This window comes from Micromonospora sp. WMMD708 (assembly GCF_049315245.1).
Lineage (GTDB): Bacteria > Actinomycetota > Actinomycetes > Mycobacteriales > Micromonosporaceae > Micromonospora > Micromonospora wenchangensis.
Genome location: NZ_CP186060.1, coordinates 2,991,089 through 3,017,500, shown reverse-complemented (window position 1 = coordinate 3,017,500; position 26,412 = coordinate 2,991,089). Strand labels below are relative to the sequence as shown.

Genomic DNA, 26,412 nt, shown 5'->3' with positions numbered 1-26,412 from the left:
GAGCCAGCAGGAACTGGCCCAGTGGCAGGCCACGGTGGAGCGGGAGGTCGGCGAGCGGCGGGCCGCGGCCGAGCAGGAGCTGGCCGAGCAGCGCGCGGCGGCGGAACGGGAGTTGACCAACCAGCACAGCGCCGCCGAGCAGCAGATCGCCGCGCTGATCGCCGAGGCGCAGCAGTACGCCACCGAGGTCCGCCAGCGGGCCGACGAGCAGATCAGCAGCCACCAGGAGCAGCTCGTCACGGTGCAGCGGGAGATCGGCGACCGGCAGAAGGCCCTCGCCGAGGTGCAGGGTGAGCTGGAGACGGCCCGGGCGCAGTTGGCCGAGATCCAGCAGGAGGGTGACACCACCGAGCGGGAGTTGGCGCGTTCCCGGCAGCGGTTGGAGGAGGTGCGTCGCGACCTGACCGCCGAGAACCGACGGTTGGAGGAGGCCCGGCAGGCCGCCGAGAGTGTGGAGCGGCACGCCAAGGACGTCCGGGCCCGGGTGCAGCGGGAGGCGAAGCGGGTCGCCGACCTGGCTGCCGCCGCCGTGATGGCGGCTGCCGCCGGGGGTGGGGAGACCGCCGAGTACCCGACGGTGGCGGCCCGGCCGGCTGCCGAAGCGCCGGTCGAGGCGGCCACCGAACCGCCCGCCGGCAAGGTGCCGACCAACGTCTGACGTGCGGGTGCGGCCCGGGGCGAATTCGCTGTGCCCCGGGCCGGGTGGGGACGTAGCCTGACGGCCCCGTCTCCACGACCGGCGAACGAGGTGTGTCCCGTGCCCGTGCTCCGTGTGCCGACCGTCCGCTTTCCGCGTCCGTCCACGCACCTCCGGAGTCATCGACATGGATCTCGACCGTAGTTTCGTCATCCGCGAAGGCGACCTTCGCATCCTCAACCCGTTCGACGCCGACAAGCTGGCCACCCTGGGCCGGGTGATCCGGCTACGTCACGACGACACCCTGCTCGACCTGTGCAGCGGCAAGGGTGAGCTGCTGTGCACCTGGGCCCGCGCGCACGGGGTCCGGGGCACCGGTGTCGACATCAGCACCGCGTTCACCGCCGCCGCCCGGGCTCGGGCGGAAGCACTCGGCGTGGCGGACCGGGTCCGTTTCGTCCACGACGACGCCGCCGGCCACGTCCATCCGGTACCGGTAGACGTGGCCGTGTGTCTCGGTGCGACCTGGATCGGCGGGGGCGTCACCGGCACCATCGACCTGCTGGCACGGGCGCTGCGTCCGGGCGGGATGCTGCTGGTCGGGGAGCCGTACTGGCGGCGGGAGCCACCGGACCAGGAGACCGTCGCCGCGTGCCACGCCACGGTGCGGGACGACTTCGACGATCTTCCCGGGCTGATCGGCCGCATGCAGGGGCACGGCTGGGACGTGGTCGAGATGGTCCTCGCCGACCAGGACAGTTGGGACCGGTACGCCGCAGCGCACTGGCTGACGCTGCGCCGTTGGCTGGACGCGCATCCCGACGACGCGCTCGCCGGGTCGTTCCGGCGGGAGCTGACCGGGGACCCGCTGCGGCACGTCCGGTACCGGCGGGAGTACCTGGGCTGGGGCGTCTTCGCCCTGCTCCGGCGCTGACCCGACCGGGGGCGGTCCGGTCCGGGCCGCCCCCGGCCCGGCTGCCCGTGGCGACGTGGACCGGGCGGCCCGCACCGCCGCGGGCTGCGCAAACCCGCGGCTGGGTCGCGGGGTAGCGCGGAGCGGCACCGGCGGGCGTCGCCCGGTCAGCCGGCGGTGATCTCGTCGAGCACCCGCTGTTGAAAGGCGCGGGCCGCGGTGTAGCGTCCAGCGCCACCGATCCGGCGGCGTAGGCGCCCACCAGATCCGAACCGAGCACGTCCCGGGCGGCGGCGACCAGGTAGCGGTGCACGGTCGTGTCCATGCCGGTCATCCTGCCGCCCGCGCCGGCGGCCGTCGGGGTGCGGGCCCCGGTGGGTCGGGATGAGGGCCGCCGGGCGGCGTCGGGTTGGGGGGACCCCTGGCGCGGACGCCACGGGTGGGACAGACTTGAGGCCCGACAGCGAGGACGGGGGCATGGGCGGCTCCACACAGGACGATGCGGCGGCGGAATTCGTGCGGGAACTGACCCACTGGCGTCACCAGCGGGGCATGTCCAAAAAGGAGCTGGCCGAACGCACCGGTTTCGACCCGTCGTACGTCAGTCACATCGAGAACGGCCGGCACCAACCCACCGAGGAGTTCGCCCGGCGGGTCGAGCTGGTGTTGGACAGCGGCAACCGGATCTGGCAGCAGTACGTCGCCTTCGCCGACAGCCGTGGCGCCGGGGGCCGCCGCTCCCCGCTCGGCCCGACCGCGGTGCCGCCCCCGGCCGGGTCGCATCTGGTGATCGAGGACGAGCAGGCCAACCTCTCCCTCGTCGACGGGGTGTACGAGTGCCGGTTCCGGCGGGTGCTGCACAGCGTGGGCACCGAGCCGATCACCCGGCACACGGTGCAGATCGACATCGACCGGTTCCCCGACGATCCGGCCCGGTCGACGGCCTTCCACGGTCGCCATCCGCTCACCATCGACGAGGTCGACTTCCGGGCGACCATCGGCGTCGACCAACCGGAGCCGATGCGGTGGCGGGTCGGGCGCAGCCGGGACGCCTTCCTCAAGATCGTGCTGTTGCTCGACGGCGGGGGCACCCCGGTGCCGCTCTATCCCGGCCAGCGCACCGTGGTGGACTACTCCTACCGGGTGCCGGCGTGGAAGTTCGGCGACTGGCTGCAACGCGACATCCGGTTGCCCACCCGTAACCTGGTGATCCGGCTCGACTTCCCGGCCGAGACGGGCCCCACCGTCTGGGGCAACGAGACCTCGTTCACCGCGGAGAGCACCGCCGAGGTCCGCCCGGACGGTCGGGAACGGCAGGGGCGGATAGCGTACGAGTGGGTGGTGTCGCGGCCCCGGTTGCGGGCGCAGTACCGGGTGGAGTGGCGCTACGCCGATCCGCGTGCCGCCCTGGTCGACGCCCCGTCGGATATCCGACCCCTGGCCTGCTGAGCGCCGCCGCCCATTCGTCCGGACGTTCCGAACGGACGGGCCGACAGGTGTCGTTTCCGACAGATCCGGCCCGTTGTTCGGGCTCGCCATAGCGGTGCGGCGGGCCCGACCGTTAGGCTCAAAGGCTGAACGGGGACGACGAAAACATCGTCTTCGCTCGATGCGGGTTGCGAGTATTTGCTGGTAGTGGCACCGGAAGGCAGGCTGGAGTGACCCGAGAAGGTGAGCCTGGGCCGCGATACGCCCACCGCGCGGACAACAAGCGGGTGGCGTACGAGGAAACCGGTGCTCCCGACGGGTTCCCCGTCTTCCTGATGCACGGCACACCCGGCAGTCGGCGGGGGCCGAAACCCCGGGGCATCGTGCTCTACCGGATGGGCATCCGGTTGATCGCCTACGACCGCCCCGGCTACGGCGACTCCGAGCGGTTCGAGGGTCGGGACGTAGCCGACGCCGCACGGGACGTGGAGGCCATCGCCGACCAGCTCGGCCTGGACCGGTTCGCGGTCGCCGGCCGCTCCGGTGGCGGGCCGCACGCGCTGGCCTGCGCCGCCGACGAACGCCTGCACGGCCGGGTGAGCCGGGTCGCGGTGCTGGTCAGCCTCGCCCCCTCCGACGCCACCGGCCTGGACTGGTTCGACGGCATGAACACCGACAACCAACGGGGTTTCGGGGCCGAACGGCCGGACACCGACGCCGTGGTGGAGGAGATCCGGCAGCGGGCCGCCCGGGCCGCCGAGGACCCCAGGTTCCTGCTGCGGGACCTGATGACGCAGATGGGCCTCCCCGACCGCCGGGCGATCAACGACGCGGCGCTGCGCGGCATCATCTTCGACACCTACCAGGAGGCGCTGCGCACCGGCCCGTACGGCTGGATCGACGACGTGCTGGCGTTACGCCGGAACTGGAAGTTCGACCTCGACGCGATCGACACCAGGGCCACCCCGGTGCGGCTGTGGCACGGCGCGGAGGACACCTTCGCCCCGGCCAGCCACGGCCGCTGGTTGGCCGACCGGATTCCGGGCGCCGAGATCGAGGTGCAGCCGGGCGCAGCCCACTTCGACGCCATGCAACAACTCCCCCGTATCCTGCGCTGGCTCAGCGAAGCGGGGACGCCGACGAACTCTGATGTGCTCATCGGCGCCCAGCCCGGTCAGTAGGGGTGCGGGTCGAGGACCCGCCGCACGTAGCGCCCGTCGCGCAGCACCACCACGCTCGGGTGTTCCTGCCCGATCCGGTCGGCGAGCCGGTCCGCCAGCCGCATCCGCCCGATGCTGACCACTCCCCCGCTCGCCGCCTGCCGGGCCGTCTCCACGTTGCCGAGGCTGCGTAGCGTGTCCGGGTGGTCGGCCCCCAGCACCGCGGTCAGCCGGGCCACCACGGCCTGCAACCGGGTGAGGCCCTCCTCGGCCTGCCCGGTGAGGAGGGTGAAGACGGCGGCGTTGTTGTCCGCGCCCATGCTGAACGGATGCTCGGGTCCGAGCACCTCCCGCAGCCCGTCGGCCGCCGCCACGGTGAACGCGTACGCCTCGTCCTGCACCCCGGCGTCCCACAGGGCCACCCCCCGGTTGAGTTCACACACCAGCGTGTAGGGGTGCCGTGCCCCGAACACCTGGGTGAGGGTCTGCTGCACCTCCTCCAACTCCGAGCGGGCCTGCGCCCCCTCTCCCTGGAGCATCAGGTTGGCCGTCCGGCTCAACCGGCACAGCAACGTGTCCGGGTTGGTCGGCCCGACGGTGGAGCGCAGCCGGGTGTAGGCGTCGTCGAGCAGCCGGCCCGCCTCGGCGATCCGGCCGGTGCTGCGCAGCGAGGTCGCCAGGTTCGCCTGCGCGGTGAGCACCGGGCGGAAATCCTCGCCGAAGACGCGGCGGTACGCCTCGACCACCTCGCCCAGCAACGCCACCGAGGCGCGGTAGTCCCCGGTCTCCCGCAGGTCACGCGCGTAGTTGTTGGCCGAGAGCAGGGTCCGGGGATGATCCGGGCCGAGCACGACCCGCAGCCTGCGGTAGGTCGTCTGGTCGATGTCGAGCGCGCGGGCGAACTCGCCGGAGAGCCGGTAGGAAGCGGCCAGGTTGTTGGCCGCGTTCAGGGTGCGCCGGTGGTCCTCCCCGAACACCTCCACGGACGACTCGTAGGTTCGCAGATCCTGCTCCAGAGCCTCCTGGTAGCGGCCGAGTGCCCGCAGGTCCGCCGCGTACCCGCCGGCGGTCATCAGGGTGTACGGGTGGCTCTCGCCGATCAGCTCCCTCTGCTGGCGTAGGGTCTCCTCGTCGAGGGTCAGGGCCTGCTCGAACTGGCCGAGGCTGCGCAGCAGGTTGGCCCGGTTGAAGCGCAGGTTGAGCAGTTGCACCCGCAGCGACCGGTGGGCGCCGGTCTCCGGGGACAGCCCCTCCAGCATCGTCGTCCAGGTCTTGTCCGCGTCCTGGGCGTACTGCGCACCCTGCTCGAAACCGCCGTTGAGGAAGATGTACCGGACCCGGTCGATGACCAACTGCCGGACCGTGTCGTCGTGGCAGGACACCGCCTCGGATCCGTCCAGGTGCGGCCACAGGTGCCGGTAGCCGGACTGGAAGGCCGGGTCGTCCACCTCGCCGGAGGGACGGGAACCGGCGAGGATGCGGTGCACGTCGTGCTTGACCTCGGCCAGTTCCTGCTCGGACATCCGGGACCGCAACGCCGCCTGGAGCAGCCGGTGGATCTGCACCCGCTGGGCGTGCTGGTCCACCTTGATCAGGGCGAGCCGGTTGATCCGCTGGACCAGCGCGGCGGCGATGTCCCGCTCGGAGACCCGGTCGGCGACCTGCGCGGCGACCAACTCGTCGTGCGGGGCGATGACCTTCGCCACCTGGTCGCCGTAGAGCAGGTCGAGGGCGATGTCGGGGGCGAGCACCGAACCGAGCTGCAGCAGCCGGTAGGCGCCCGGGGACTGCTGCCGCAGACCGGCCAGGGAGCGGCCCCACACGTCACTGTCCGGGCCGGTGCGGGCCAGCCCGGCCAGGTAGGTGGCGACCGAGTCGGGGCTCTCCGCCAGCCACGCGCCGGCCAGCGCCACCAGGATCGGCACGTCCTCCACCGCCTCGGCGACCTGCTGCGCCTCGGCGACGGTCATGCCCCGGCGGCTGGTCCGGCCGATCAGGTGGCTGACGCTCTCGCCGCGCTGGAAGGCGTCCACGTCCACCGCGCGGGCCAGGTCACCCCAGTCCGGGTTGCGGGTGGTCACCAGCACGTGCCCCTCGCCCTGGGGGAGGTAGTCCCGGACGTGCTCGTACTGGTCGACGTTGTCGAAGACGATCAGCCAGCGCAGGGGTGGCCCGTCGGCGCCCCGGCCGCCACCGTGGCTGAACCAGTCCCGCACCGCCCGGGCGTTGTCCGGCACGCTCTGCAGGTCGGGCAGGTTGAGCCGGCGACCCAGGTCGGCGAAGCGGACGTCGATGAACTGCACCGGGTCGGCGTCCACCCACCAGATCACGTCGTACGCGCCATGGAAGCGGTAGGCGTACTCGGTGGCGAGCTGGGTCTTACCGATGCCGGCCCCGCCGCGCAGCGCCACCGGGACCCGTTCCCGGGCCGCCGTCTTCAGCTCCTCGCGCAGGGTCAGCAGCAGCCGGTCCCGGCCGGTGAACCGCACGTTGCGCGCCGGGGCGTAGAAGACCAGCGGTTCGACCCCCGGGTAGCGGGTCGCCGGCACCGGCCGGTCCCGGCCGTCGGTGGGCCGGCCGACCAGCTCCCACACCTGCTCGGCGGCGGCCGCGGCGCCCCGCTCGTAGACGGTCGCCCAACTGCCGGGCGGGGTGTCCACCGACGGGGTGGTGTCGTCCAGGTGCAGGGCGAGCAACGGGGCACCCGCGGTACCGCCGAGGGCCCGGCGGGCGGCCAGGTAGGAGCGGGAGACCAGGTGCAGCTCGCGGGAGGCCGTGCCGGTCGGCACCGTCGCCGGGGCACCCAGCGGGGCGGCCAGCACCCGCAGGTCGGCGGCGTGCAGCGCGGACTGCGCCCACTCCGCCCACGCCTGGTCCTCCGGCACGTACCGCAGCACGATCAGCTCGTCGACGATCACCGGTTTGCGTTCGAAGCGCTGGAAGGTCTGCCGGCGCAGCCCCTCGTCCATCCGGGGCAGCCCCGCGACCGTGCCGTTGGTGATGTGCCGGGTCAACGCCTCGTACGCCGACAGCAGCCCCCGGCTGCCCGGCACGTCACCGAACGTCGCCAGGGTCTCCTCGTAGGCGTAGTAGGCCCGGTAGGGCACCTCGACGGAGAGCCAGTAGTCCTGCCGTTCCAGCTCGGTCATGCCGCTGGGCAACCCGGCGAAGCGTTGCATGGCCAACGCCCGGCCGGCGTCGGTCTTGGTCTTCTCCCCCTCGTCGACCCGCATCGGCACCGGCAGCACCCGGCGGGCGCGGCGGCCCTCGTAGCCGCGGACCCGGGTGGCGACCGAGGCGGCGCCGTCGATGCCCTGGTCGCTGAGGGTGAAGCAGTCGACCAGCACGTCGGGCAGGTGGATGGTGCAGATCTCGGCGACGTCGCTGATGCCGGTGCGGCTGTCGATCAGGGTGTAGTCGTAGTGCCGCTTCATGTCCGCCCGCAGCGCGTCGAAGAACTGCGCGCCACCGAGCCGGTTGTAGAAGTTGTCCCAGTTCAGCCCGGTGACGCTGGTGGCGTAGTCGGGGTTGTGCCGGCCGGCGAGCAGCAGGTCCAGGGTGCCGCCGCCGGGAAACTCCCAGCTCACCGAGAAGGCGTACTTGTGGACCCGGGCGTACTGGCGGTGCCAGTCGCCGGGGCGGGTGTCCTCGCCCTCGCGCCGACGGCGGGCGTTCTCCCACTCGTACTCCAGGATCAGGTCCATCACGCCGCCGGTGGAGGCGACCTGGTCCGGGTCGAGGAACGGCGCGAAGAACCGGTGCAGGCCGGGGGATTCCAGGTCCCAGTCGGCGACGAGCACGCGGTGACCGTTCGCGGCGAGGATCCAGGCGGTGTTCGCCAGCGCCATGGTGCGACCGGTACCACCCTTGTACGAGTAGAAGGTGACGACCTGGCCGTCGGGTGGAGTCATCGTTCTGCCTTCCCTCGCCGTACGTCGAACGGTCCGACCGGCCCCAGGCTCGGCTTCGGATCGTGCGGGCCCTCCGGCGGATCGACCGGCCCGTGCCGGAGGAACTGTTTGCGTGCCTCGGTGACCAGCAGCGGCGCGCAGCGCTCGAACTCGTCGATGGTGCGCACCGGCAGCACCCGGGGGAACCGGGCGTCCTGCAAGGTACCGGCGATCTCCTCGGGTGTCGGTTCGCCACGCGCATGGTCGGCGGCGATGACGAGCGGGACCACCCACTGTGGCAGCCCGGCGAGCGCGGCGCGGGCGGCCTCGACCCCGACCCCGGCGTCCACCAGCACCACAGCCGGGCTGTGCGGGGCCCGGTCGTGGGCCTCGGCCAGGCCGACCACCCGGGTGGGCAGGCCGAGCCGCTCGGCGGTCGCGGCCACGTAGTCGGCGACCGCCAACTGGTGCTGGTCGCCGTAGGGCCGCCAGTGGGCCCGGTCGGCGGTGAGGGTGGTGACCACCAGGACGGCGCCCGGACCGTCGGGGACCGGCCGGCTGGTCAGGGTCGCCGCGCGGGATCGGGCGAGCGGTTGCTGCTCGGTCACCGTGACGATCCGGTCGGCCAGCGCCTCGCGTAGCCGCCGGTACAGCGGGTCGTAGGCGCTGAGCTTGCACAGCGCGCGCAGCCCGTTGTCGGCGTAGTCGGCGCGGTCGTCGGGGTCGTCGGTCACCGCCAGCGCCTGGACGATCTCGGGGCGGTCCTCCCAGGACGGCAGCGGCATCCACAGCACCGGCAGCACGTGCCGGTCGGCGTGCCCGGCCGGCAGCCGGGCCAGCCGGCTGCGGAAGGAGTGCCGTTCGCCGAGCGCCCAGGCGTTGCGGAAGTAGTTCGGCGAATAGAGTGGCACGAACACGTGCGCGAGGCTCAACGCGTCGGTGAGGGTGCGACGCAGGTCGGCGCCGGGGACGACCTGGCCGTCGAAGAAGCCCGCCTCGATCTCGACGGTGCGCCGCGGATGCTCCCGGACCGACCTGGCGAGGTCCTGGAAGAACTTGCCGACCCAGTAGTCGGTGTCCGGTCGGGCGGCGTCGGACAGCGGGACCGAGTGCGCGTAGCTGAGGAAGAAGTAGGTCTCCGGCCCGGGGATCCCGGCCGGGGAGGGGTCAGCCCACGTCATGCCCGTCCTCCTCGAACCGGTCGCGCAGCTGCCGCAGGTCGGTCGTGACCGCCGGCTCGACCCAGTGCGTGCGGTACGCGTGGGCGATCCGCTGCGCCAGCCGCCAGACCACCGCGTCGTAGGCGTCCTTGCCGTTGCTGCCGAGGCTGAACAGGCCGTAGATGCCCTCCTCGCGGTACATCGGGGCGATGTTCGAGGGTAACCGGGTGGGGGTGAACATCTGCCGCCGCGACACGACCTCGGGCACCCGTCGGCGGTCCACCACCGACCAGTTGACCGGGATCACCGGCGTCTCCCCCGCCGACGGATCGGCGTCCGGGCGGGGTACGACCCGCCGCCTGGTGAACGCGTCCCACTCCCGGGCACACCACTGGCTGCGCAGGTACTGCGACGAGACGAGTGGGATGAAGACCTGGCAGTGGCCGGCGGCGAAGGCGAGATCGTCGGTCCACAGCTGCCCTCCGTCGAGCACCCGGTCCATGAAGCCGGCCGTGCGGCCCGGGTCGAGGCCGAGCAGCTCGACGACGTGGTCGGAGAGGTCGACGAAGAGCTGGAAGACCTTCTCGTTGTTGTCCCGCGGGGGCGCCACCGCCCGGGGTCGGACGCGGGTGCGGGCGTAGCTGAGAAAGAACACGGGGGCGCTCTCGTCCTCCCAGAACTCTTTCTCCGCCACCTACCGCTCCCGCCCGGCGTCGCCGCTCCCGGCCGACCACAGTATCGACAGACGCCAACCCTGCGCTGTCCCGTTCACGCCAGTCGGTGCTCATCCATCCACCCCTGGGCGAGGTCGACCGCGCGGCGCAGCCGTACACAGTGACCGTCGGCGGCGCCCACCGGCCCGGAGCGGACCGCCCCGTCGGCGACCACGGCCGCCCCGATCCGCGGGAAGTCACCGTCGTGAAGGTGCGGTGCGCGGAAGTCCCGGCGGACCCGGCGGCCCTGCGGGTCGCGCAGGTAGCAGCGGTACGCCCGGTGCGGGGCGGGCCGGGCGCACCGGTACTCGGCGAGGTGGAACGCGGTGCACACCGACCAGTCGACGCCGAGCAGCAGCACCAGGGCGTCGGCGGCGTACAGCGCGCCCAGCGGGGACCGGTCGCCGAGGTGGCAGTCGAGGTCGTGTGTGGCGGTCAGGGCGGCGGCGGCCGGGCCGAGGGCGGCGAAGGAGGTCTGCGGGTGGGCGCTGCGCCGGGCGTCGGCCTGCCGGCGGACGTGTTCGGCGAACGCCCCCATCCCCTGCGCCGGGCTGTGCGCCGGATCGAACGGCTCGATGGTCGCCTCGACGGCGGCGGCCTGGGCCGGGGTCATCCCCGCCGTGGCGGCCCGGAACGCCGGCGAGGTCACCGAGTTGCCGGCGGTCTGTGTCGGCACGACCACCGTGCCGCCGTCGCCGAGGGTGTCGCGCAGCGCCGCGAGGAGGGTGGCCGGCCCGGCCGGGTCGGGGCGGACCCGGGACAGCGCGCAGTGCACCAGCACGGTCGCGCCCGTGGACAGTCCGAGCGCCCGCAGGTCGGCGGCGAGGACGGCCCTGTCGTTCACCGCCACCCGTCCAGGGTGGCGCGCATCCGGCGGACGAACCGCTCGCCGTCGGCGGTGAGGCTGCCGAGGTCGAGCAGCGCATCGACCGTGGCGTCGGTCCACTCCCGGTAGCGCCGGTGGTGCGCCGCCGCCTCGGCTCCGGGGCGGTGCCGCCACACGTCGGCGACGGCGAGGTGGGCGTAGACGCCGTGCAGCGCGCCCTCCACCGGCCGGGGGTCGTCGCGCCAGGGCACCCGCAGCCTTCGCGCGTCGGCGGGGTCGAACAGTTCGCAGACATCGAGCACGGCGTCCAGTTTGAGGTGTTGCACCTCGTGCACGAGCAGCACCGCCAACGCGGCGTCGTCGGCGACGGGGGTGACGGCGACCGCGCCGAACGCGGACCGGGCGGTGGCACTGCGGGAACGGCCGGACGGGTCCGGGCGCAGCGGCACCACCGCGCGCAGCAGGGCGCGTACCCCGGCGGCGTATCCGGCGGCCTCGGTGTCGAGGCGGTCGACCGCCCGGTGCACCTGCCGCGTCCAGCGGTCCGCGACCGCCGGGGTGAGCCGGGCCGCCACCGGCAGGTCGAAGCAGTCACGGTACGGGTCGGTGTCCTCCAGCAGGACCGTCCCGTCGCCGGTGTCGGCCGCCCGGGTGGGCCGCCACCGGTCCGGGTGGGGTCCGACGGCCGGCCGGACCCGCACGCGTCGCCGGCCGGCCCGCAGCGCGACGCCGCCGGCGGAGATCGTGACGGGCACCGTGGCGGCGTCGGTGTCCACCATGATCGCGCCGAGGGTCGGCAGGTGCACCGCGCCGGCCCGCACCGGCAGCACGAGTTCGGCGTCGACGCCGGCCCGGACCGCCGCGGCGGCGGCGACGGCGGCGAGGTGGGACAGGTCGCCGGTCGCCCCGGCCCGGCACCGCTGCGCCCACCGCCTGACGAACGGGTGGGTGAGCACGTGGTCGACGGCGTCGGGCGCGGACACGTCCAGCGCCACCAGCAGGTGCCAGCCGGCCGCCGCGACTGGGTCGGCGGTGGCGGCGGGGCTGAGCGCGACCGTCAGCGCGCGGGCGATGCCGTGGTGGACGGCGGCGAGCTGACCCACCGAACCCGGGCCGCCCCGCCCGGAGCCGAGGTCGGCCAGGACGGCGGGGGGCAACGTGTCGACCGGCCGCTGCTGCGGCGACCCGGCAGGGACGGCGGTGGCCCGGATCAACGCGGCCAGGTCCGCGCAGTACGCCGACGGGTTGTCGAAACCGGTGCCCGAGCGGTAGCGGTGGGCGAACAGACCGCCGCCGCAGCGGCGTACCAGCGGGCAGGAGCGGCAGGTGGCGCAGAGGCCGGCCAGGCCGGTCTGCCGGACGGCGATGCCCGGGTGGGCCGCCGCCTCGTCGACGGCGTGCCGAAACACGTCCAGGCCGGTGGCGGCGGCACCGTGGAAGGCGGACTTGAGCGAGTCGACCTGCTCGAAGCTGCCGTCGGTCTCCACCACGACCAGGTCCGCCGGGGCGAGCCCGACCGCCTCGGTGCCGGTGCTGCCGCCGGTGGCCGTGGCCAGCAGGGACTCCAGCAGCCGGATCGGCACCGGCCGCCCGTCGGCCAGCCAGCGCCGGTGGATGGTGAGCAGCCAGTCCGCGTACGGGGTGGTGACCCCGTCGGGGCGGGCGGGTGGCCGGTCCCAGTTGGCGTGCGGCAGCAGGAAGTCGATCCGGGGCGGTTCCTCGGCGAGCAGCGCCCGGTAGACCCGCAGCGGGTCGTTGGCCAGGTCGACGGTGCACAGCAGCCCGGCGTAGGAGCTGCGGTACGCCGGGCGGCGCAGCAGGGCCAGTGCCCGGCGTACCTGGTCGTGGCTGCTCGCGCCGTTGGCGTACCGGCGGTGCCGGTCGTTGGCCGACCGGTCGCCGTCCAGGGAGACGCCCACCTTGACGTCGTGGGCGACGAGGACGTCGGCGATCTGGGGGGTGAGCAGCACGCCGTTTGTCTGCATCCGCAGGTCGAGCCGGGTCACCGGGTCGATCGTCCGGCGCAGGACGGCGGCGGTGGCGGCGAGCCGGGCCGCGCCGGCGAGCAGGGGTTCCCCGCCGTGCAGGACCACCCGGACCGTGCTGAGCCGGTGGGTGGCGGCGTGTTCGGCGATCCGCCGGGCGGTGGCCTCGACCGTGTCGGGCGTCATCAGCCGGGGTTGACGACGCCACGACTGGTCGGGGTGTTCGTAGACGTAGCAGTGGTCACACGCCAGGTCGCACCGGCTGGTCAGCTTGAGGACGTACTGGCTGAGCGGGGTGACCGGGGCGCGCAGCGCGGTGGCCGGGTCAGACGTGCGAGCTGAAGGACGCGACATCGACCCGGGTCGGGTGGGCGGCCCGGCGGTCGTCGATGCGGGCGACGGCGACGGCCCGCTCGACCGGGATCTGACCGAGCGGGGTGCGTCGCACGTCGCTCATCGGCGTCGGGAACGGATCGGACGGGCGTTGGGTGCGGTCCACGTCGGGCCCCCATCTTGTGTCGGAGGTGGACGGACGTCCGTCCACGTCGACGACCAATCACGGATGTCGATGATGCTATCCGCCACAGCCCGTCATGTCACTGCTGCGCAGCGCCATCGTCCTCGATCATCTTGGCCATCCAGGCCGCGTTGGACTGGGCGATGATCCGCTCGGCCTCGGCGACGAACGCCGCGTCGTCGGTCCAGCCCACCCCGGCGTCCCGGGTCAGTCGCAGCCGGGTGAGCTGGTCGGCCGTCCGGGCGTACTCCAGGTGCTGTTGTTCGTGGCGTTCGGCGGCGCCGTAGCCGACCAGCGCGGTGGTGACCGCCGCGACCACCGGCACCCACGCGGTCAGGCCGAGCGCGTCGCCGAACACCCCGACGACGGCGGAGAGCACGGCGGCCAGGACGGTCAACGCGGTCGCCGCCCGGCCGATCCGGGTGGCGGCGCGGGCGGCCTGCCGGGCCGCCGGCAGGTAGTAGCCGTCGATCTGCCGCTGCACCCGTTCGACGAGGTAGCTCGGCAGGTCGGTGACCGGCGGCAGTGGACGGTCGACGGGGGTGCCGTCGAGGGTGTGCCCGACCAGGTCGCCGACGCCGTCCACGAGCTGCCCGTAGCGGTGCAGCAGGACGGCGTCGGCGTCGGCACCGGCGTAGGGGGCGACGCGGGCGAGGTAGCGGTACAGCTCCGCCTTGGACGCCTCGGAGACCGCCCGCAGCCGGGTCCAGACGGCCACCGCATCGCGGGAGGCACGGCGGCCGAGCACCGGCACCAGCAGCAGCGACACGGCGGCGACGAGCGCCAGCACCCGGCCGGCGGTGGGTGCGGACGTGGCCAGCCGGGCCGCGGCGGTGCCGGCGACGGCAGCGGTGGCGGTCAGCGCGGCGACCGCCCGCCGCCCGGTGGTGATCCGTCGCTTGGCCCGTCGGGCGGCCTGCGACCAGTCGCCCTGCCCCCGCCAGACCTGCCCGGCGGCCAGCGATCCGTCGATGTCCGGCACAGCCGGAATGGTAGGCGACCGACGCCCGTCCGGCCCGCACCCGCCGGGGCCGGGCACGCACCCCGCCGGGCCGGGCAGGACGGACCCCGCGGGGGCGTCGTACCGCTGGTCGGAGGGTGTATGCGCATCCGGCGCGCGTTCCGGCGAAAACCCGCAACTGGGGCGGCCGGCGGGACCGGAATCGACGGGGATGACCTGTTCAGAACGGGGTGGCCGGGGGCGTTCACCACCCGGCAACAGGGGTTTCGGCAGCCCGCGGCTGTGGTTGCCTGGGTCAACCCATTGATATGGGTGCCTGCCCGTGTGATCGTGCCTCCAGCGGTCGCCAACCCCCGGCGACACGCGACGGACAGTCACCCCCACCGGGCCCGCCGGCAGCCCGGAGACCACCCGTCGCGGCTACGCCTCACGCAGCACCGGCGCGCGACCCCACCGGGCACCGCGACGCCGCCCGAGAACAGGAGCACCCCCTTGACGCTCTCACCCCGCCTCGTCGCGCTCTCCGGCGCGGTCGCGGCCGGCCTGATCGCCGCGGGTACCGCCGCGGCCGTCCAGGCCGCGCCGTCCCGCCCCGCCCCCGACCCGGCCCAGGCCCGGGCCGCCGCCGTCGGCGCGGCCAGCTCGCTGGTCGCCAGCCGCCCCGCCTACCTGCACGCCAGCGCCGACGACGCGTTCGTGCAGCGACCGGTCATCGCCTCCGAGGGCATCCAGTACGTCCCGTACGAACGCACCTACAAGGGCCTGCGCGTGGTCGGCGGCGACTTCGTCCTGGCGACCACCGCCACCGGCGAGGTCACCTACGCCTCCGTCGCCCAGCAGCAGAGCATCGGGAACCTGTCGACCACGCCGAAGCTCACCGCCGCCGCCGCGCAGCGGACCGCCCGTGCCCAACTGCGCAAGGTCAGCGGCGTCGAGGGCACCACACTGGTCGTGCACACCCTCGGCGCACGGCCCACGCTGGCCTGGGAAACCACCGTCACCGGCACCGGCGCGGACGGCCCGAGCCGGCTGACCGTCGACGTGGACGCCGCCACCGGCGCGGTGCTGGACACCCAGGAGCACGTGGTGCAAGGCACGGGCACCGGGGCGTGGAACGGCCCGGTCACCCTCAACACCACCCAGTCGGGCGGCACCTACTCGCTGAAGGACCCGAGCATCACCAACCTGAGCTGCCAGGACGCCGCGAACAACACCACGTTCTCCGGCTCGGACGACGTGTGGGGCAACGGCACCGGCACCAGCAAGGAGACCGGCTGCGTCGACGCCCTGTTCTCGGCGCAGACCGAGCACAAGATGCTGACGCAGTGGCTGGGCCGCAACGGCGCGAACGGCAGCGGTGGCGCGTGGCCCATCCGGGTCGGCCTCAACCAGCAGAACGCCTACTACGACGGCAGCCAGGTGCAGATCGGCAAGAACACCGCCGGGCAGTGGATCGGCTCGCTCGACGTGGTGGCCCACGAGATCGGCCACGGCATCGACGACACCACCCCCGGCGGCATCTCCCGGGGCAACACCCAGGAGTTCGTCGCCGACACCTTCGGCGCGGCCACCGAGTGGTTCGCCAACGAGCCGTCCACCTACGACGCGCCGGACTTCCTCGTCGGCGAGAAGATCAACCTGGTCGGCAGCGGCCCGATCCGCAACATGTACAACCCGTCCGCGCTCGGCGACGCGAACTGCTACTCCAGCAGCATCCCCAGCCAGGAGGTGCACGCCGCGGCCGGTCCGGGCAACCACTGGTTCTACCTGCTGGCCATGGGCAGCAACCCGACCAACGGGCAGCCGACCAGCCCGACCTGCAACAGCAGCACCGTGACCGGCCTCGGCATCCAGAAGGCCATCAAGATCATGTACAACGCGATGCTGCTCAAGACGACCAGCTCGTCGTACCTGAAGTACCGCACCTGGACGTTGCAGGCCGCCAAGACCCTCTACCCGGGCAGCTGCACCGAGTTCAACACGGTCAAGGCCGCCTGGGACGCGGTGAGCGTGCCGGCCCAGTCCGGCGACCCGACCTGCACCGGCGGCACCCCGACGCCCACCCCGACGGCGACCTCCACCCCGACGCCCACCCCGACCTCGGGCGGCTGCTCGGGCCAGAAGCTGACCAACCCCGGCTTCGAGTCCGGCGCCACCGGCTGGACCGCCACCTCGGGCGTGATCACCTCGTCGGCCAGCCAGGCCGCGCACGGTGGCTCGTACAAGGCGTGGCTCAACGGCTACGGCTCGACCCACACCGACACCGTCACCCAGTCGGTGGCCATCCCGGCCGGTTGCCGGGCCACCCTGTCCTTCTGGCTGCACATCGACACGGCCGAGTCGGGCAGCACGGCGTACGACAAGCTGACCGTCAAGGCCGGCAGCACCACCCTGGCGACGTACTCCAACGTCAACGCCGCCAGCGGCTACGTGCAGCGCAGCTTCGACGTGTCCGCGCTGGCGGGCAGCACCGTCACCATCTCGTTCAGCGGGGTGGAGGACAGCAGCCTCCAGACGTCCTTCGTGGTGGACGACACCGCGCTCACCCTGAGCTGAGCCTCCCACCGCCGGCAGCGGCCGGTCGTCGCCACCCGCGACGGCCGGCCGTCGGCGTGTCCGCCCCACCGCTCCCCCGGCAGCCCGGCGGCCGGCGCGGCCCCACCCGGCGAGCCGACGCAGGCCCACCCGACGACAGCCGACCCGGCCGACCCGACGCGGGCCGGCTTCCCACTGGTTACCGCGACTGCGGGCCGCAGACGGCCTCACCGTTCGCTTCTGCGAGGGATATATCTCCTTCCTCTCAGCAGATGCGGGTCGCTAGGGTGACCGGGTGAGCGTGTTCCGGATCAGCGAGGCCGCCGAGTTGCTCGGGGTCAGCGCCGACACCGTGCGGCGCTGGGTGGACGCCGGCCGGCTGCCCGCCCGGCGGGACGCCCACGGCCACCGGATCGTCGACGGCGTGGACCTGGCCGGCTTCGTCCGCGCCCAGTCCGCCGCCCCCGACGAGGGGGCCGAGTTCTCCTCGGCCCGCAACCGGCTGCGCGGGATAGTCACCGCCGTCGTCCGGGACACCGTGATGGCCCAGGTCGACATCCAGGCCGGGCCGTTCCGGATCGTGTCGCTGATGAGCCGCGAGGCCGTCGACGAACTGGACCTGCGGGTCGGCTCGGTGGCCGTCGCCGTGATCAAGTCCACCACCGTCGTGGTGGAGCGGCCCGCGCCCACCGGACCCGGCAGGGCAAGGACCGACCCGTGACCCGCCGCGCCGTCGTCGTCCCCCTCGTGGCGACCCTCCTCGCCCTGGCCGGATGCGGAGGCGGGCGCGCTGCGCCGGCCGCCGACGGTGCACCGCGCGGCACGTTGACCGTCTTCGCCGCCGCGTCGCTGACCGAGTCGTTCACCACCCTCGGCCGGCGGTTCGAGGCCGACCACCCGGGCACGACGGTCACCTTCAACTTCGCCGGCAGCTCCGCCCTGGCCACCCAGATCACCCAGGGTGCGCCCGCCGACGTGTTCGCCTCGGCCGCCCCGAGGAACATGGCCACCGTCACCGACGCCGGGCACGCCGCCGACGCCCCCGCCGTCTTCGCCCGCAACCAGCTCGTCATCGCCGTGCCGCAGGGCAATCCGCAGCGCCTGACCGGGCTGGCCGACCTGGCCCGGCCGGGGTTGAAGGTCGCGCTGTGCGCCGCCCAGGTGCCGTGCGGGGCGGCGGCCACCACCGCCCTGGACGCGGCCGGCGTACGGGTCACCCCGGTCACCCTCGAACAGGACGTCAGGGGCGCGCTGGCCAAGGTGAAACTCGGCGAGGTCGACGCGGCGCTGGTCTACCGTACCGACGCCCGCGCGGCCGACCGGGAGGTCGACGGCATCGAGTTCCCCGAGTCCGCCCGCGCCGGCAACGACTACCCGATCGTGGTGCTCACCGACGCGCCGAACCCCACCGCCGCCCGCGCCTTCGTCGCGCTGGTCCGTTCCGCGCCCGGCCGGGCCGTCCTCGCCGATGCCGGGTTCCAGCCGCCGGCAGGCCCGTGACCACGTCCACCCGCCGACGCGGCACCGGTCAACGGGTGCCGGTCGCGCTGCTCGTACCGGCCGCCCTGGGGTTGCTGTTCCTGGTGCTGCCGCTGGGCGGCCTGCTGCTGCGTACCCCGTGGACGTCGCTGGGGCCGCGACTGACCGCACCCGGCGTGCTCACCGCGCTGCGGCTGTCGGTGCAGTGCGCCACCCTCGCCACGCTGCTCTGCCTGGCGCTGGGCGTACCCCTGGCGTGGCTGTTGGCCCGGGTGGAGTTCCCCGGCCGGCGGCTGGTCCGGGCGCTGGTCACCGTGCCCCTGGTGCTGCCGCCGGTGGTCGGCGGGGTGGCGCTGCTGCTGGTCTTCGGCCGGCGCGGGCCGGTCGGCGGCTGGCTGGACGCCACCTTCGGCGTCACGCTGCCGTTCACCACCACCGGCGTGGTGCTCGCCGAGGCGTTCGTGGCGATGCCGTTCCTGATCATCGCGGTGGAGGGGGCGCTGCGCGGAGTCGACCACCGCTACGAGGAGGCCGCCGCCACCCTGGGCGCGGGCCGGTGGACCACCTTCACCCGGGTCACCCTCCCGCTGGTCGGCCCGGGGATCGCCGCCGGGGCGGTGCTGTGCTGGGCCCGCGCGCTCGGCGAGTTCGGCGCGACCATCACCTTCGCCGGCAACTATCCGGGCCGGACCCAGACCATGCCGCTCGCCGTCTACCTGGCCCTGGAGACCGACCTGGAGGCCGCCGTGGTGCTCAGCCTGGTGCTGCTCACCGTCTCGGTGCTGATCCTCGCCGGGCTGCGCGACCGGTGGATCGGCGGCCCGTGACACCGCCACTGCTCGACGGGCACCTGGTCGTCGACCGGGCCGGTTTCCGGCTGGACGTCCGGCTGCACGTCGCCGCCGGGGAGGTGGTCGCGCTGCTCGGGCCGAACGGCGCCGGCAAGACCACCACGCTGCGCGCCCTGGCGGGGCTGCAACCGCTCGACGCCGGCCGGCTACGCCTCAGCGGGGTGGAACTGGACCACCCGGACGCCCGCCGGTTCGTGCCACCCGAGCGGCGACCGGTCGGCGTGGTGTTCCAGGACTACCTGCTCTTCCCGCACCTGACCGCCCGGGACAACGTGGCCTTCGGCCCGCGCCGGCAGGGCCTGCCCCGGCGGGCCGCCCGGGCACGGGCCGACCGGTGGCTGGACCGGGTCGGCCTGGCCGGGTACGCCGGGCGGCGGCCCCGGCAGCTCTCCGGCGGGCAGGCCCAGCGGGTGGCGCTGGCCCGCGCGCTCGCCGTCCACCCGACCCTGCTGCTGCTCGACGAGCCGTTGGCCGCGCTCGACGCCCGGACGCGGCTGGACACCCGCGCCGAACTGCACCGCCACCTCACCGACCACGCCGGGGCGGCCGTGCTGGTCACCCACGATCCGCTGGACGCGCTGGCGCTGGCCGACCGGCTGGTGATCGTCGAGGACGGCCGGGTGGTCCAGGAGGGCGACGCCAGCGTGGTGACCACCCGGCCGCGCACCGACTACGTGGCCCGGCTGGTCGGGCTGAACCTGCACCGGGGCCGGGCCGACGGGCGGCGGGTCCGGCTCGCCGACGCTTTCGCCGTGCCGACCGCCGAACGGCTCGACGGCGACGCCTTCGTGGTCTTCGCACCCACCGTCGTACGCCTGCACCCGCACCGCCCCGACGACACCGCCCGGCCCGGCTGGCCGGCCACCGTCGCCGGGGTGCACCGGCACGGCGACCACGTGCGGGTGCAGCTCACCGGGGTGCTCGACACCGTCGCCGACGTCACCCCCGCCGTCGCCGCCGGGCTGCGGCTGCTCCCCGGGCAGCGGGTGTGGGCGAGCGTCGCGGCCGGCGACACCCGGGCCTACCCGGTCGGGCCCTGAACGGTCGGGCCGGCGGTCACCTCGGAACGGACGGGCCGGCTCCGGGGCGGGGCGGCTCCGGCTGGAAGACGTCCGGCACGCCGTCGCGGTCCAGGTCGACGCTCTCGGCGTCGTGGACCCGCCGGTAGACCCGGCTGCGGGCGCGCAGGATGACGCTGGCCAGCAGGGCCGACAGCAGCGAACCGGCGAGCACCGCCACCTTGGCGTGGTCGTCGCGGGCACTGCCCAGGCCGAAGGCCAGCTCACCGATCAGCAGCGAGACGGTGAAGCCGATCCCGCCGAGCAGCGCGAGCCCGAGCGCGTCGAGCCAGTTGAGACCCTCGTCCGGGTCGGCCCGGGTGAACCGGGACACCAGCCAGGTCGCGGTCAGGATGCCGATCGGCTTGCCGACGACCAGGCCGACGGCGATGCCCACCGCGACCCGGTCGGTCAACGCGGTGGCCAGCCCGGCGAGCCCACCGACGGTGACCCCGGCGGAGAGGAACGCGAAGACCGGCACGGCGATGCCGGCGGAGATCGGCCGCATCCGGTGCTCGAAGTGCTCGGCCAGGCCGGGTCCGGCGTCCGGGCCGCCCGCCGCGTCGCTGCGCACCACCGGCACGGTGAAGGCGAGCAGGACGCCGGCCACGGTGGCGTGCACGCCCGACTCGTGCACCAGCACCCAGGTGAGGGCGGCCAGCGGCAGCAGCAGCCACCACGACCGGATGCGGCGCTGCACCAGCAGCCCGAACGCGGCGAGCGGCAGCAGCGCGCCCAGCAGCGGGACGACCGACAGGTCCGAGGTGTAGAAGACCGCGATGATCATGATGGCGAGCAGGTCGTCGACCACCGCCAGGGTGAGCAGGAAGGTCCGCAGCGCCGACGGCAGGAAACGGCCCACCACGGCGAGCACCGCCAGGGCGAACGCGATGTCGGTGGCGGTCGGGATGGCCCAGCCCCGGCCCGCGTCTCCCCCGGCGCCGGCGGCGATCAGGGCGTACAGGACGGCGGGCACGATCACCCCGCCGACGGCCGCCGCCACCGGCACCGCCGCCCGCCGGGGGTCGCGCAGATCACCGGCGACGAACTCACGTTTGAGTTCCAGGCCGGCGACGAAGAAGAACACCGCCAGCAGACCGTCGGCGGCCCAGGTCGCCACGCTCAGGTCGAGGTGCAGCGCGGCCGGGCCGACGGTGGTGTCCCGCAGCGTCTGGTACGCGCCCGACCAGGGGGAGTTCGACCAGACCAGGGCGATGAGCGCCCCGCCGAGCAGCAGCGCCCCACCGACGGTCTCCCGGCGCAGGATGGCCGAGATCCGGCTGGTCTCGCCCCAGGAGCGGCGGGCGAACAGGCTGGGGCGTCGCCGGGTGGCGTCGGTCACGGAAACTCCTCGTCGGCAGGGGTCGCGTCATCCACCGCCGACCAGACTTCCCGGCACACCTGGGGCAACCCTATCCGGTGCGGCCGCCGATCGCCGGGTGACTACGCGTCGCCCCCGGCCGGATGGGTGCCCGGCCGGGGGCGGAGGCGGAGGCGGATCAGAGGGTACGGGCCAGCCGGTCGGCGAGCAGCCTCGCGAACCGGGCCGGGTCGGCCAGGTCGCCGCCCTCGGCGAGCAGCGCCGTGCCGTACAGCAGTTCGGCGGTCTCGGTCAGCGCCGCGCTGTCGTCGCCCCGCTGGTGGGCGACACGCAGGCCGGTGACCAGCGGGTGGGTCGGGTTGAGTTCGAGGATGCGCTTGACCGGGGGCAGTTCCTGCCCCATCGCCCGGTACATCTTCTCCAGGGTCGGGGTGATGTCGTGCGCGTCACCGACGATGCACGCGGGCGAGGTGGTCAGCCGGGAGGAGAGCCGGACCTCCTTGACCGTGTCGGCGAGCGCCCCGCCGAGGAAGGTGAGCAGTTCGGCGTACTCCTTGTTCTGCTGTTCCCGGGCGACCTCGGTGTCCTTGCGTTCCTGCTCGGTCTCCAGGTCGACCTGACCCTTGGCGATGGAGCGCAGCGGCTTGCCGTCGAACTGGCCGACCCGTTCCACCCACACCTCGTCGACCGGGTCGGTGAGCAGCAGCACCTCGAAGCCCTTGGCCCGGAACGCCTCCAGGTGCGGCGAGTTCTCCAGCATGGTGCGGTTCTCGCCGGTGGCGTAGTAGATCTCGGTCTGGCCGTCCTTCATCCGCTCCACGTACCCGCCCAGCGTGGTGGGCTCGGTGTCGTGGTGGGTGGAGGCCACCGACACCAGGTCGAGGATGGTCTCGGTGTTGTCCGGGTCCTCCAGCAGACCCTCCTTGACCACCCGGCCGAACTCGCCCCAGAAGGTGGCGAACCGCTCCGGGTTGCCGGTGCGCATGTCCTTGACCGTGGCGAGCACCTTGCGGACCAGCCGGCGGCGGACGATCTGGATCTGCCGGTCCTGCTGCAGGATCTCCCGGGAAATGTTCAGCGACAGGTCGTGGGCGTCCACCACGCCCTTGACGAAGCGCAGGTAGTTCGGCATCAGCGCGGCGCAGTCGTCCATCACGAACACCCGCTTGACGTAGAGCTGCACCCCGCGCCGGCCGTCGGCCTGGTACAGGTCGTACGGCGCGTGCGCGGGCAGGAACAGCAGCGCCTCGTACTCGAAGGTGCCCTCCCCGCGCATGTGGATGGTCTCCAGCGGGTCGGTCCAGTCGTGGCTGACGTGCCGGTAGAAGTCCCGGTACTCCTCCTCGGCGACCTCGTCGCGCGGGCGCGCCCAGAGCGCCTTGCGGGAGTTGAGGGTCTCCTCGGTGGGTTCGCCGCCGTCGACGCCCGGCACGGTGGTGCGGATCGGCCAGGCGATGAAGTCCGAGTACCGCTTGACGATCTGCCGGATCGTGGCGAGGTCGGCGTAGTCGTGCAGGTTGTCCTCGTCGTCGGCGGGCTTGAGGTGCACGGTGACCGAGGTGCCCTGCGGGGCGTCGTCGACGGTCTCCACCACGTACGTGCCCTCGCCGCTGGACTCCCAGCGGGTGCCCTCGGCCTGCCCGGCCCGCCGGGTGAGCAGGGTGACCTTGTCGGCGACCATGAACGTCGAGTAGAACCCGACGCCGAACTGGCCGATCAACTCACCGCCGGCGGTCTCCTTGGACTCCTTGAGCTTGCGCAGCAGCTCGGCGGTGCCGGAACGGGCGATGGTGCCGATCAGCGAGACGACGTCCTCGCGGGACATGCCGATGCCGTTGTCCCGGACGGTGAGGGTCCGGGCCTGCGGGTCGGTCACCAGCTCGATGTGCAGGTCGGAGGTGTCGACGTCGAGGTCGGAGTCGACCAGCGACTCCAGCCGGAGCTTGTCCAACGCGTCGGAGGCGTTGGAGATCAGCTCGCGCAGGAAGACGTCCTTGTGCGAGTAGATGGAATGCACCATCAGTTGCAGCAGCTGGCGTGTCTCCGCCTGGAACTCCAGCGTCTCGGTCCGACTGCTCACACCAACCTCCTCGTACGGGCGGGCCAGATCCGCGCAACAGGATACGAGGTGCCGTGGCGGCCCGGTCACGCCCGGTCGTCGTCCCGACGAACCAGCAGGCTGGCCTGCGGGGTGCGTTCGGTGGCACCGGCGAACTCCTGCGGTGCCCGGCACATCCGGGCCTGCTCCGGCAGCCCGGCGGCGTGCAGCAGCGCCGCCACCTGGTCCGGGCGGCGGCGACGGAACGCCAGCGCCACCGGGTGGCCCCACGCCTCGGTGTAGCGGACCGTCTCGTCGCCGACCTGGAAGGCGAGCAGGGCGTGCCCGCCGGGGGCGAGGACCCGGTGGAACTCGGCGAACACCCGGGGCAGCCACTCGTCGGGCACGTGGATGACGCTGTACCAGGCGACCAGGCCGGCCAGCACGCCGTCGGCCACCGGCAGGTCCAGCATGGACGCCTCGACGAAGCGCAGGTCGGGGTGGGCCCACCGGGCCTGCGCCAGCATCCCGGGTGACAGGTCGAGCCCGGTGACGGCCAGCCCGAGGTCGCGCAGGTGGCCGGTGATCCGTCCGGGGCCGCAGCCGACCTCCAGCACCGGGCCGCCCCCGCCGGTCAGCACGGTCTCGGCGAACGCGGCGAGCATGGCCCGGTCGACCGGGCGGGCGGCCAGCTCACCACGGTTGCGGGTGGTGTACTCGGCGGCCAGCGTGTCGTAGGAGGCCCGGGTCTCGGCGAGGAAGTCGGCGTCGGTCACGGCCGCGGACCCTACCGGCCGGGCGGCCGCGCCGGGGGTCAGCGGGGGGTCGTCGGGCGGGTGACGTCGTGCACGTGGTGCACCACGTCGTGCAGGAAGTAGACGGCGAAGCGGCCCACGGTGAACATCGAACCGTTGCTGCGCCGGCCCGGCCGGGCCCACTGCGCGGGCGTGACGGCGTCGAACGCGGCGGCGGTCGACCCGGCCTGTTCGGCGAGTTCCCCGGCCACCCGGGCCGGTGACTGGTGGAAGTAGTCGTCCTCGACCGCGGTGGCGTCCTGGTCCCAGTCGGGGAAGACCGGGTCGTCCTCGTCGAGCATCAGCGCCAGCCGATTCCGGAAGATCCGGCAGGTGTCCCGCACGTGGCAGGCGTACTCCCCCGGCGACCAGACGGTCGGCGCGGGCCGCCGGGTCGCGTCGGGCCGGGACAGCACCTCCCGCCAGACCGGGACGGTGGCGCGCAGCCGGTCCCCGGTGGTGTCGGCCGGCTGCGGCACGAAGCCGCACTCGGCGCACCCGTCGTCGATGACGCCGGTCCAGTCCCGGTCCTCCGGCACGATCGCCGCCCACTCCGACATGCGGTGATCCTGCCACGCGGAGGCCGGGTCGGCGCCGGCGGTAGGGTGTACGCCGCTGGCAGATCCGGGCGGAGGTAATCGTCGTGGCGCGGGACGCGGAGCGCACGCTGATCGCCGTCAACAGGAAGGCGCGGCACGACTACACCGTCCTGAAGACCTACGAGGCGGGCATCGTGCTGGTCGGCACCGAGGTGAAGTCGCTGCGCGAGAAGCGGGTGTCGCTGGTCGACGCGTTCGCCCAGGAACGCGACGGCGAGATCATGCTGTACGGCCTGCACATCGCCGAGTACGGCTTCGGCACCTGGACCAACCACCAGCCCCGGCGGACCCGTAAGCTGCTGCTGCACCGGGTGGAGATCGCCCGCATCCTGGAGAAGCTGCGCGATCCCGGGGTGACCCTGGTGCCGTTGTCGATGTACTTCAGCAACGGCTGGGCCAAGGTCGAGGTGGGGCTGGCCCGGGGCCGCCGCTCGTACGACAAGCGGCAGGTGCTCGCCGAACGCGACGCGAACCGGGAGATCGCCCGGGAGTTGGGTCGGCGGCTCAAGGGCCGCCGGCCGGCCGGAGAGGGTCGCCGGCCGGGCTGAGCCGGAGTCGGCCTGCGGCACCGGCTCAGCCGTGGGCGTCGTCCGCTGCGGCGGTGCCGGGGGCGCTGGCGAGCACGATCGCGGCGGCCACGGTGGTCAGGGTGGCCAGGACCGCCCAGGGCAGCCAGCCGGCGCGCACCCCGTCGCCGAGCAGCAGCACCCCGGCGACCGAGGGGACGACGATCTCGACCGCCCAGAGCACGGCGGTGACCGGCCCGACCTGCCCGTGGCGCAGGGCGTGCGCGTAGAGGACCGTCCCGGCCACCCCGGAGACGACCAGTCCCCAGGCGACCGGCTCCCGCAGCAGGTCCCAGGCCGCCGCGCCGGGGTGGCCCAGCGGGTCGGGTGGCGGGGTGAGCGCCCGTGCGCACAGCGCGGTGATGCCCCAGGCGAGGCCGGCCAGGGTGGCGGCGACGATCGGCCGGGTGACCCGCAGGGCGGCGAGCCCGGCAATCGCGGTCAGCACCGCCGCGCCGGCCAGGCCGACCCGCAGCGCCGCGGACGCGGTGACCGGCGGTTCGGGGCCGGCGGCCAGCGAGATGACGGTGAGGGCGGCGACGGTGAGCAGGATCGCCCCGGTGTCCCGGCGGCGTAGTCGCGCGCCGAGCACGATCCGGGCGACGACCACGGTGACGGCCAGCGAGCCGGCGGTGACCGACTGGACCGCGTACACGGGCAGCTTCTGGAGGGCGACCAGGGAGGCGAGCCAGGCCAGCGTGTCGCAGGCCAGGCCGGCGAGGTAGAGCGGGTGACCGAGGGCGCGCAGGGTGCTGGCCCCCCGCCGGGCCCCGACGGCCTGCAGGACGGAGCCGACGCCGTAGCCGAGCGCCGCGCCGAGAGCGAATGCCAGTGCCAGGCCGGACGTCACGGTCCGCCCCCGGCCGGATCGACCGCAACCGGCCCGGTGGACGCCGCCGGCCCGGTTGCGGTGGTCGTCCCCGGCTCGGTCATCGGCACCGCCTCTGCTCCTGGTCCCGGCCGGGTCCACGTCAGCCGTCG

General features: G+C 73.8%; 22 protein-coding genes (1 of these 22 running past the window's edge). 10 read left to right on the top strand and 12 right to left on the bottom strand.

The window, feature by feature from the left end; all coding sequences use genetic code 11:
- The 4 genes from ACN260_RS13280 to ACN260_RS13265 all read left to right on the top strand — a co-directional run.
- Positions 1 to 658 carry the end of a DivIVA domain-containing protein gene (locus ACN260_RS13280; protein ID WP_422756253.1) on the top strand. It extends 689 nt beyond the left edge of the window, so only the last 658 of its 1,347 coding nucleotides appear in the window; its start codon lies off the left edge, out of view; the stop codon is at positions 656 to 658.
- Between the two features lie 166 nt (positions 659 to 824).
- A complete protein-coding gene (locus ACN260_RS13275; protein WP_422756252.1) occupies positions 825 to 1,571 on the top strand; it encodes an SAM-dependent methyltransferase in 747 nt (248 codons plus the stop codon).
- A gap of 456 nt (positions 1,572 to 2,027) precedes the next feature.
- Entirely contained in the window at positions 2,028 to 2,999 is a 972-nt protein-coding gene (locus ACN260_RS13270) for a helix-turn-helix domain-containing protein (protein ID WP_422756251.1), read from the top strand.
- A 209-nt stretch (positions 3,000 to 3,208) separates the two neighbouring features.
- Positions 3,209 to 4,159 carry an alpha/beta fold hydrolase gene (locus tag ACN260_RS13265; protein WP_422756250.1) on the top strand — a complete coding sequence of 317 codons (951 nt, stop codon included), beginning with the start codon at positions 3,209 to 3,211 and terminating at the stop codon, positions 4,157 to 4,159.
- Here ACN260_RS13265 and fxsT read toward each other — a convergent pair.
- From fxsT to ACN260_RS13230, 7 genes are all read right to left on the bottom strand, one after another.
- A complete protein-coding gene (fxsT, locus tag ACN260_RS13260) occupies positions 4,153 to 8,049 on the bottom strand; it encodes an FxSxx-COOH system tetratricopeptide repeat protein (protein ID WP_422756249.1) in 3,897 nt (1,298 codons plus the stop codon). The genes ACN260_RS13265 and fxsT overlap by 7 nt on opposite strands.
- Positions 8,046 to 9,209 carry a TIR-like protein FxsC gene (locus ACN260_RS13255; protein ID WP_422756248.1) on the bottom strand — a complete coding sequence of 388 codons (1,164 nt, stop codon included), beginning with the start codon at positions 9,207 to 9,209 and terminating at the stop codon, positions 8,046 to 8,048. The genes fxsT and ACN260_RS13255 overlap by 4 nt, the downstream gene beginning before the upstream one ends.
- Positions 9,196 to 9,882 (bottom strand): TIR-like protein FxsC, encoded by a 687-nt coding sequence (locus tag ACN260_RS13250; protein ID WP_422756247.1) that lies wholly within the window; start codon positions 9,880 to 9,882, stop codon positions 9,196 to 9,198. The genes ACN260_RS13255 and ACN260_RS13250 overlap by 14 nt, the downstream gene beginning before the upstream one ends.
- 74 nt (positions 9,883 to 9,956) lie before the next feature.
- Entirely contained in the window at positions 9,957 to 10,745 is a 789-nt protein-coding gene (locus ACN260_RS13245; protein ID WP_422756707.1) for an aminoglycoside N(3)-acetyltransferase, read from the bottom strand.
- A complete protein-coding gene (locus tag ACN260_RS13240) occupies positions 10,742 to 13,066 on the bottom strand; it encodes an FxsB family cyclophane-forming radical SAM/SPASM peptide maturase (protein WP_422756246.1) in 2,325 nt (774 codons plus the stop codon). The genes ACN260_RS13245 and ACN260_RS13240 overlap by 4 nt, the downstream gene beginning before the upstream one ends.
- Positions 13,038 to 13,169: a hypothetical protein gene (locus tag ACN260_RS13235; protein ID WP_422756245.1), complete on the bottom strand. Its 132-nt coding sequence runs from the start codon at positions 13,167 to 13,169 to the stop codon at positions 13,038 to 13,040. Before ACN260_RS13235 ends, ACN260_RS13240 begins: the two co-directional genes overlap by 29 nt.
- 139 nt (positions 13,170 to 13,308) lie before the next feature.
- Complete coding sequence (locus tag ACN260_RS13230) at positions 13,309 to 14,211, bottom strand: DUF4231 domain-containing protein (RefSeq protein ID WP_422756244.1); 903 nt, start codon at positions 14,209 to 14,211, stop codon at positions 13,309 to 13,311.
- A gap of 471 nt (positions 14,212 to 14,682) precedes the next feature.
- Between ACN260_RS13230 and ACN260_RS13225 the strand changes: the two genes are divergently transcribed.
- The 5 genes from ACN260_RS13225 (at position 14,683) to ACN260_RS13205 (ending at position 20,095) form a co-directional block, all read left to right on the top strand.
- Positions 14,683 to 16,746 carry a M4 family metallopeptidase gene (locus ACN260_RS13225; RefSeq protein ID WP_422756243.1) on the top strand — a complete coding sequence of 688 codons (2,064 nt, stop codon included), beginning with the start codon at positions 14,683 to 14,685 and terminating at the stop codon, positions 16,744 to 16,746.
- Positions 16,747 to 17,020: 274 nt separating this feature from the next.
- Positions 17,021 to 17,446, top strand: coding sequence for a TOBE domain-containing protein (locus ACN260_RS13220; RefSeq protein ID WP_422756242.1), 426 nt, complete (start codon positions 17,021 to 17,023; stop codon positions 17,444 to 17,446).
- Complete coding sequence (gene modA, locus ACN260_RS13215; RefSeq protein ID WP_422756241.1) at positions 17,443 to 18,225, top strand: molybdate ABC transporter substrate-binding protein; 783 nt, start codon at positions 17,443 to 17,445, stop codon at positions 18,223 to 18,225. The genes ACN260_RS13220 and modA overlap by 4 nt, the downstream gene beginning before the upstream one ends.
- Positions 18,222 to 19,031 (top strand): ABC transporter permease, encoded by an 810-nt coding sequence (locus ACN260_RS13210; RefSeq protein WP_422756240.1) that lies wholly within the window; start codon positions 18,222 to 18,224, stop codon positions 19,029 to 19,031. Before modA ends, ACN260_RS13210 begins: the two co-directional genes overlap by 4 nt.
- A complete protein-coding gene (locus tag ACN260_RS13205; protein ID WP_422756239.1) occupies positions 19,028 to 20,095 on the top strand; it encodes an ABC transporter ATP-binding protein in 1,068 nt (355 codons plus the stop codon). The genes ACN260_RS13210 and ACN260_RS13205 overlap by 4 nt, the downstream gene beginning before the upstream one ends.
- A 16-nt stretch (positions 20,096 to 20,111) precedes the next feature.
- Here ACN260_RS13205 and nhaA read toward each other — a convergent pair whose 3' ends face one another.
- The 4 genes from nhaA to ACN260_RS13185 form a co-directional block, all read right to left on the bottom strand.
- A complete protein-coding gene (nhaA, locus tag ACN260_RS13200) occupies positions 20,112 to 21,455 on the bottom strand; it encodes a Na+/H+ antiporter NhaA (protein ID WP_422756238.1) in 1,344 nt (447 codons plus the stop codon).
- Positions 21,456 to 21,612: 157 nt separating this feature from the next.
- On the bottom strand, positions 21,613 to 23,514 hold the full coding sequence (gene htpG, locus ACN260_RS13195; RefSeq protein WP_422756237.1) for a molecular chaperone HtpG: 1,902 nt from the start codon (positions 23,512 to 23,514) through the stop codon (positions 21,613 to 21,615).
- Between the two features lie 65 nt (positions 23,515 to 23,579).
- Positions 23,580 to 24,248: a class I SAM-dependent DNA methyltransferase gene (locus ACN260_RS13190; RefSeq protein WP_422756236.1), complete on the bottom strand. Its 669-nt coding sequence runs from the start codon at positions 24,246 to 24,248 to the stop codon at positions 23,580 to 23,582.
- Between the two features lie 38 nt (positions 24,249 to 24,286).
- On the bottom strand, positions 24,287 to 24,826 hold the full coding sequence (locus tag ACN260_RS13185) for a DinB family protein (protein ID WP_422756235.1): 540 nt from the start codon (positions 24,824 to 24,826) through the stop codon (positions 24,287 to 24,289).
- Positions 24,827 to 24,909: 83 nt separating this feature from the next.
- Here ACN260_RS13185 and smpB point away from each other — a divergent pair, with 83 nt between their 5' ends.
- Positions 24,910 to 25,413, top strand: a complete 504-nt coding sequence (smpB, locus tag ACN260_RS13180; protein ID WP_422756234.1) for an SsrA-binding protein SmpB — start codon at positions 24,910 to 24,912, stop codon at positions 25,411 to 25,413.
- A gap of 25 nt (positions 25,414 to 25,438) precedes the next feature.
- Here smpB and ACN260_RS13175 read toward each other — a convergent pair whose 3' ends face one another.
- The gene (locus ACN260_RS13175) at positions 25,439 to 26,281 is read right to left on the bottom strand and encodes a hypothetical protein (RefSeq protein WP_422756233.1); all 843 of its coding nucleotides are present in this window, start codon (positions 26,279 to 26,281) and stop codon (positions 25,439 to 25,441) included.
- Positions 26,282 to 26,412: the final 131 nt, after the last annotated feature.

Excerpts from the sequence above, each read along its gene's own strand:
- ACN260_RS13275 (WP_422756252.1), top strand. The coding sequence starts at position 825 with ATGGATCTCGACCGTAGTTTCGTCATCCGCGAAGGCGACCTTCGCATC.
- ACN260_RS13270 (WP_422756251.1), top strand. The coding sequence starts at position 2,028 with ATGGGCGGCTCCACACAGGACGATGCGGCGGCGGAATTCGTGCGGGAA.
- fxsT (WP_422756249.1), bottom strand. The coding sequence starts at position 8,049 with ATGACTCCACCCGACGGCCAGGTCGTCACCTTCTACTCGTACAAGGGT.
- ACN260_RS13255 (WP_422756248.1), bottom strand. The coding sequence starts at position 9,209 with ATGACGTGGGCTGACCCCTCCCCGGCCGGGATCCCCGGGCCGGAGACC.
- ACN260_RS13240 (WP_422756246.1), bottom strand. The coding sequence starts at position 13,066 with ATGTCGCGTCCTTCAGCTCGCACGTCTGACCCGGCCACCGCGCTGCGC.
- ACN260_RS13235 (WP_422756245.1), bottom strand. The coding sequence starts at position 13,169 with ATGAGCGACGTGCGACGCACCCCGCTCGGTCAGATCCCGGTCGAGCGG.
- ACN260_RS13185 (WP_422756235.1), bottom strand. The coding sequence starts at position 24,826 with ATGTCGGAGTGGGCGGCGATCGTGCCGGAGGACCGGGACTGGACCGGC.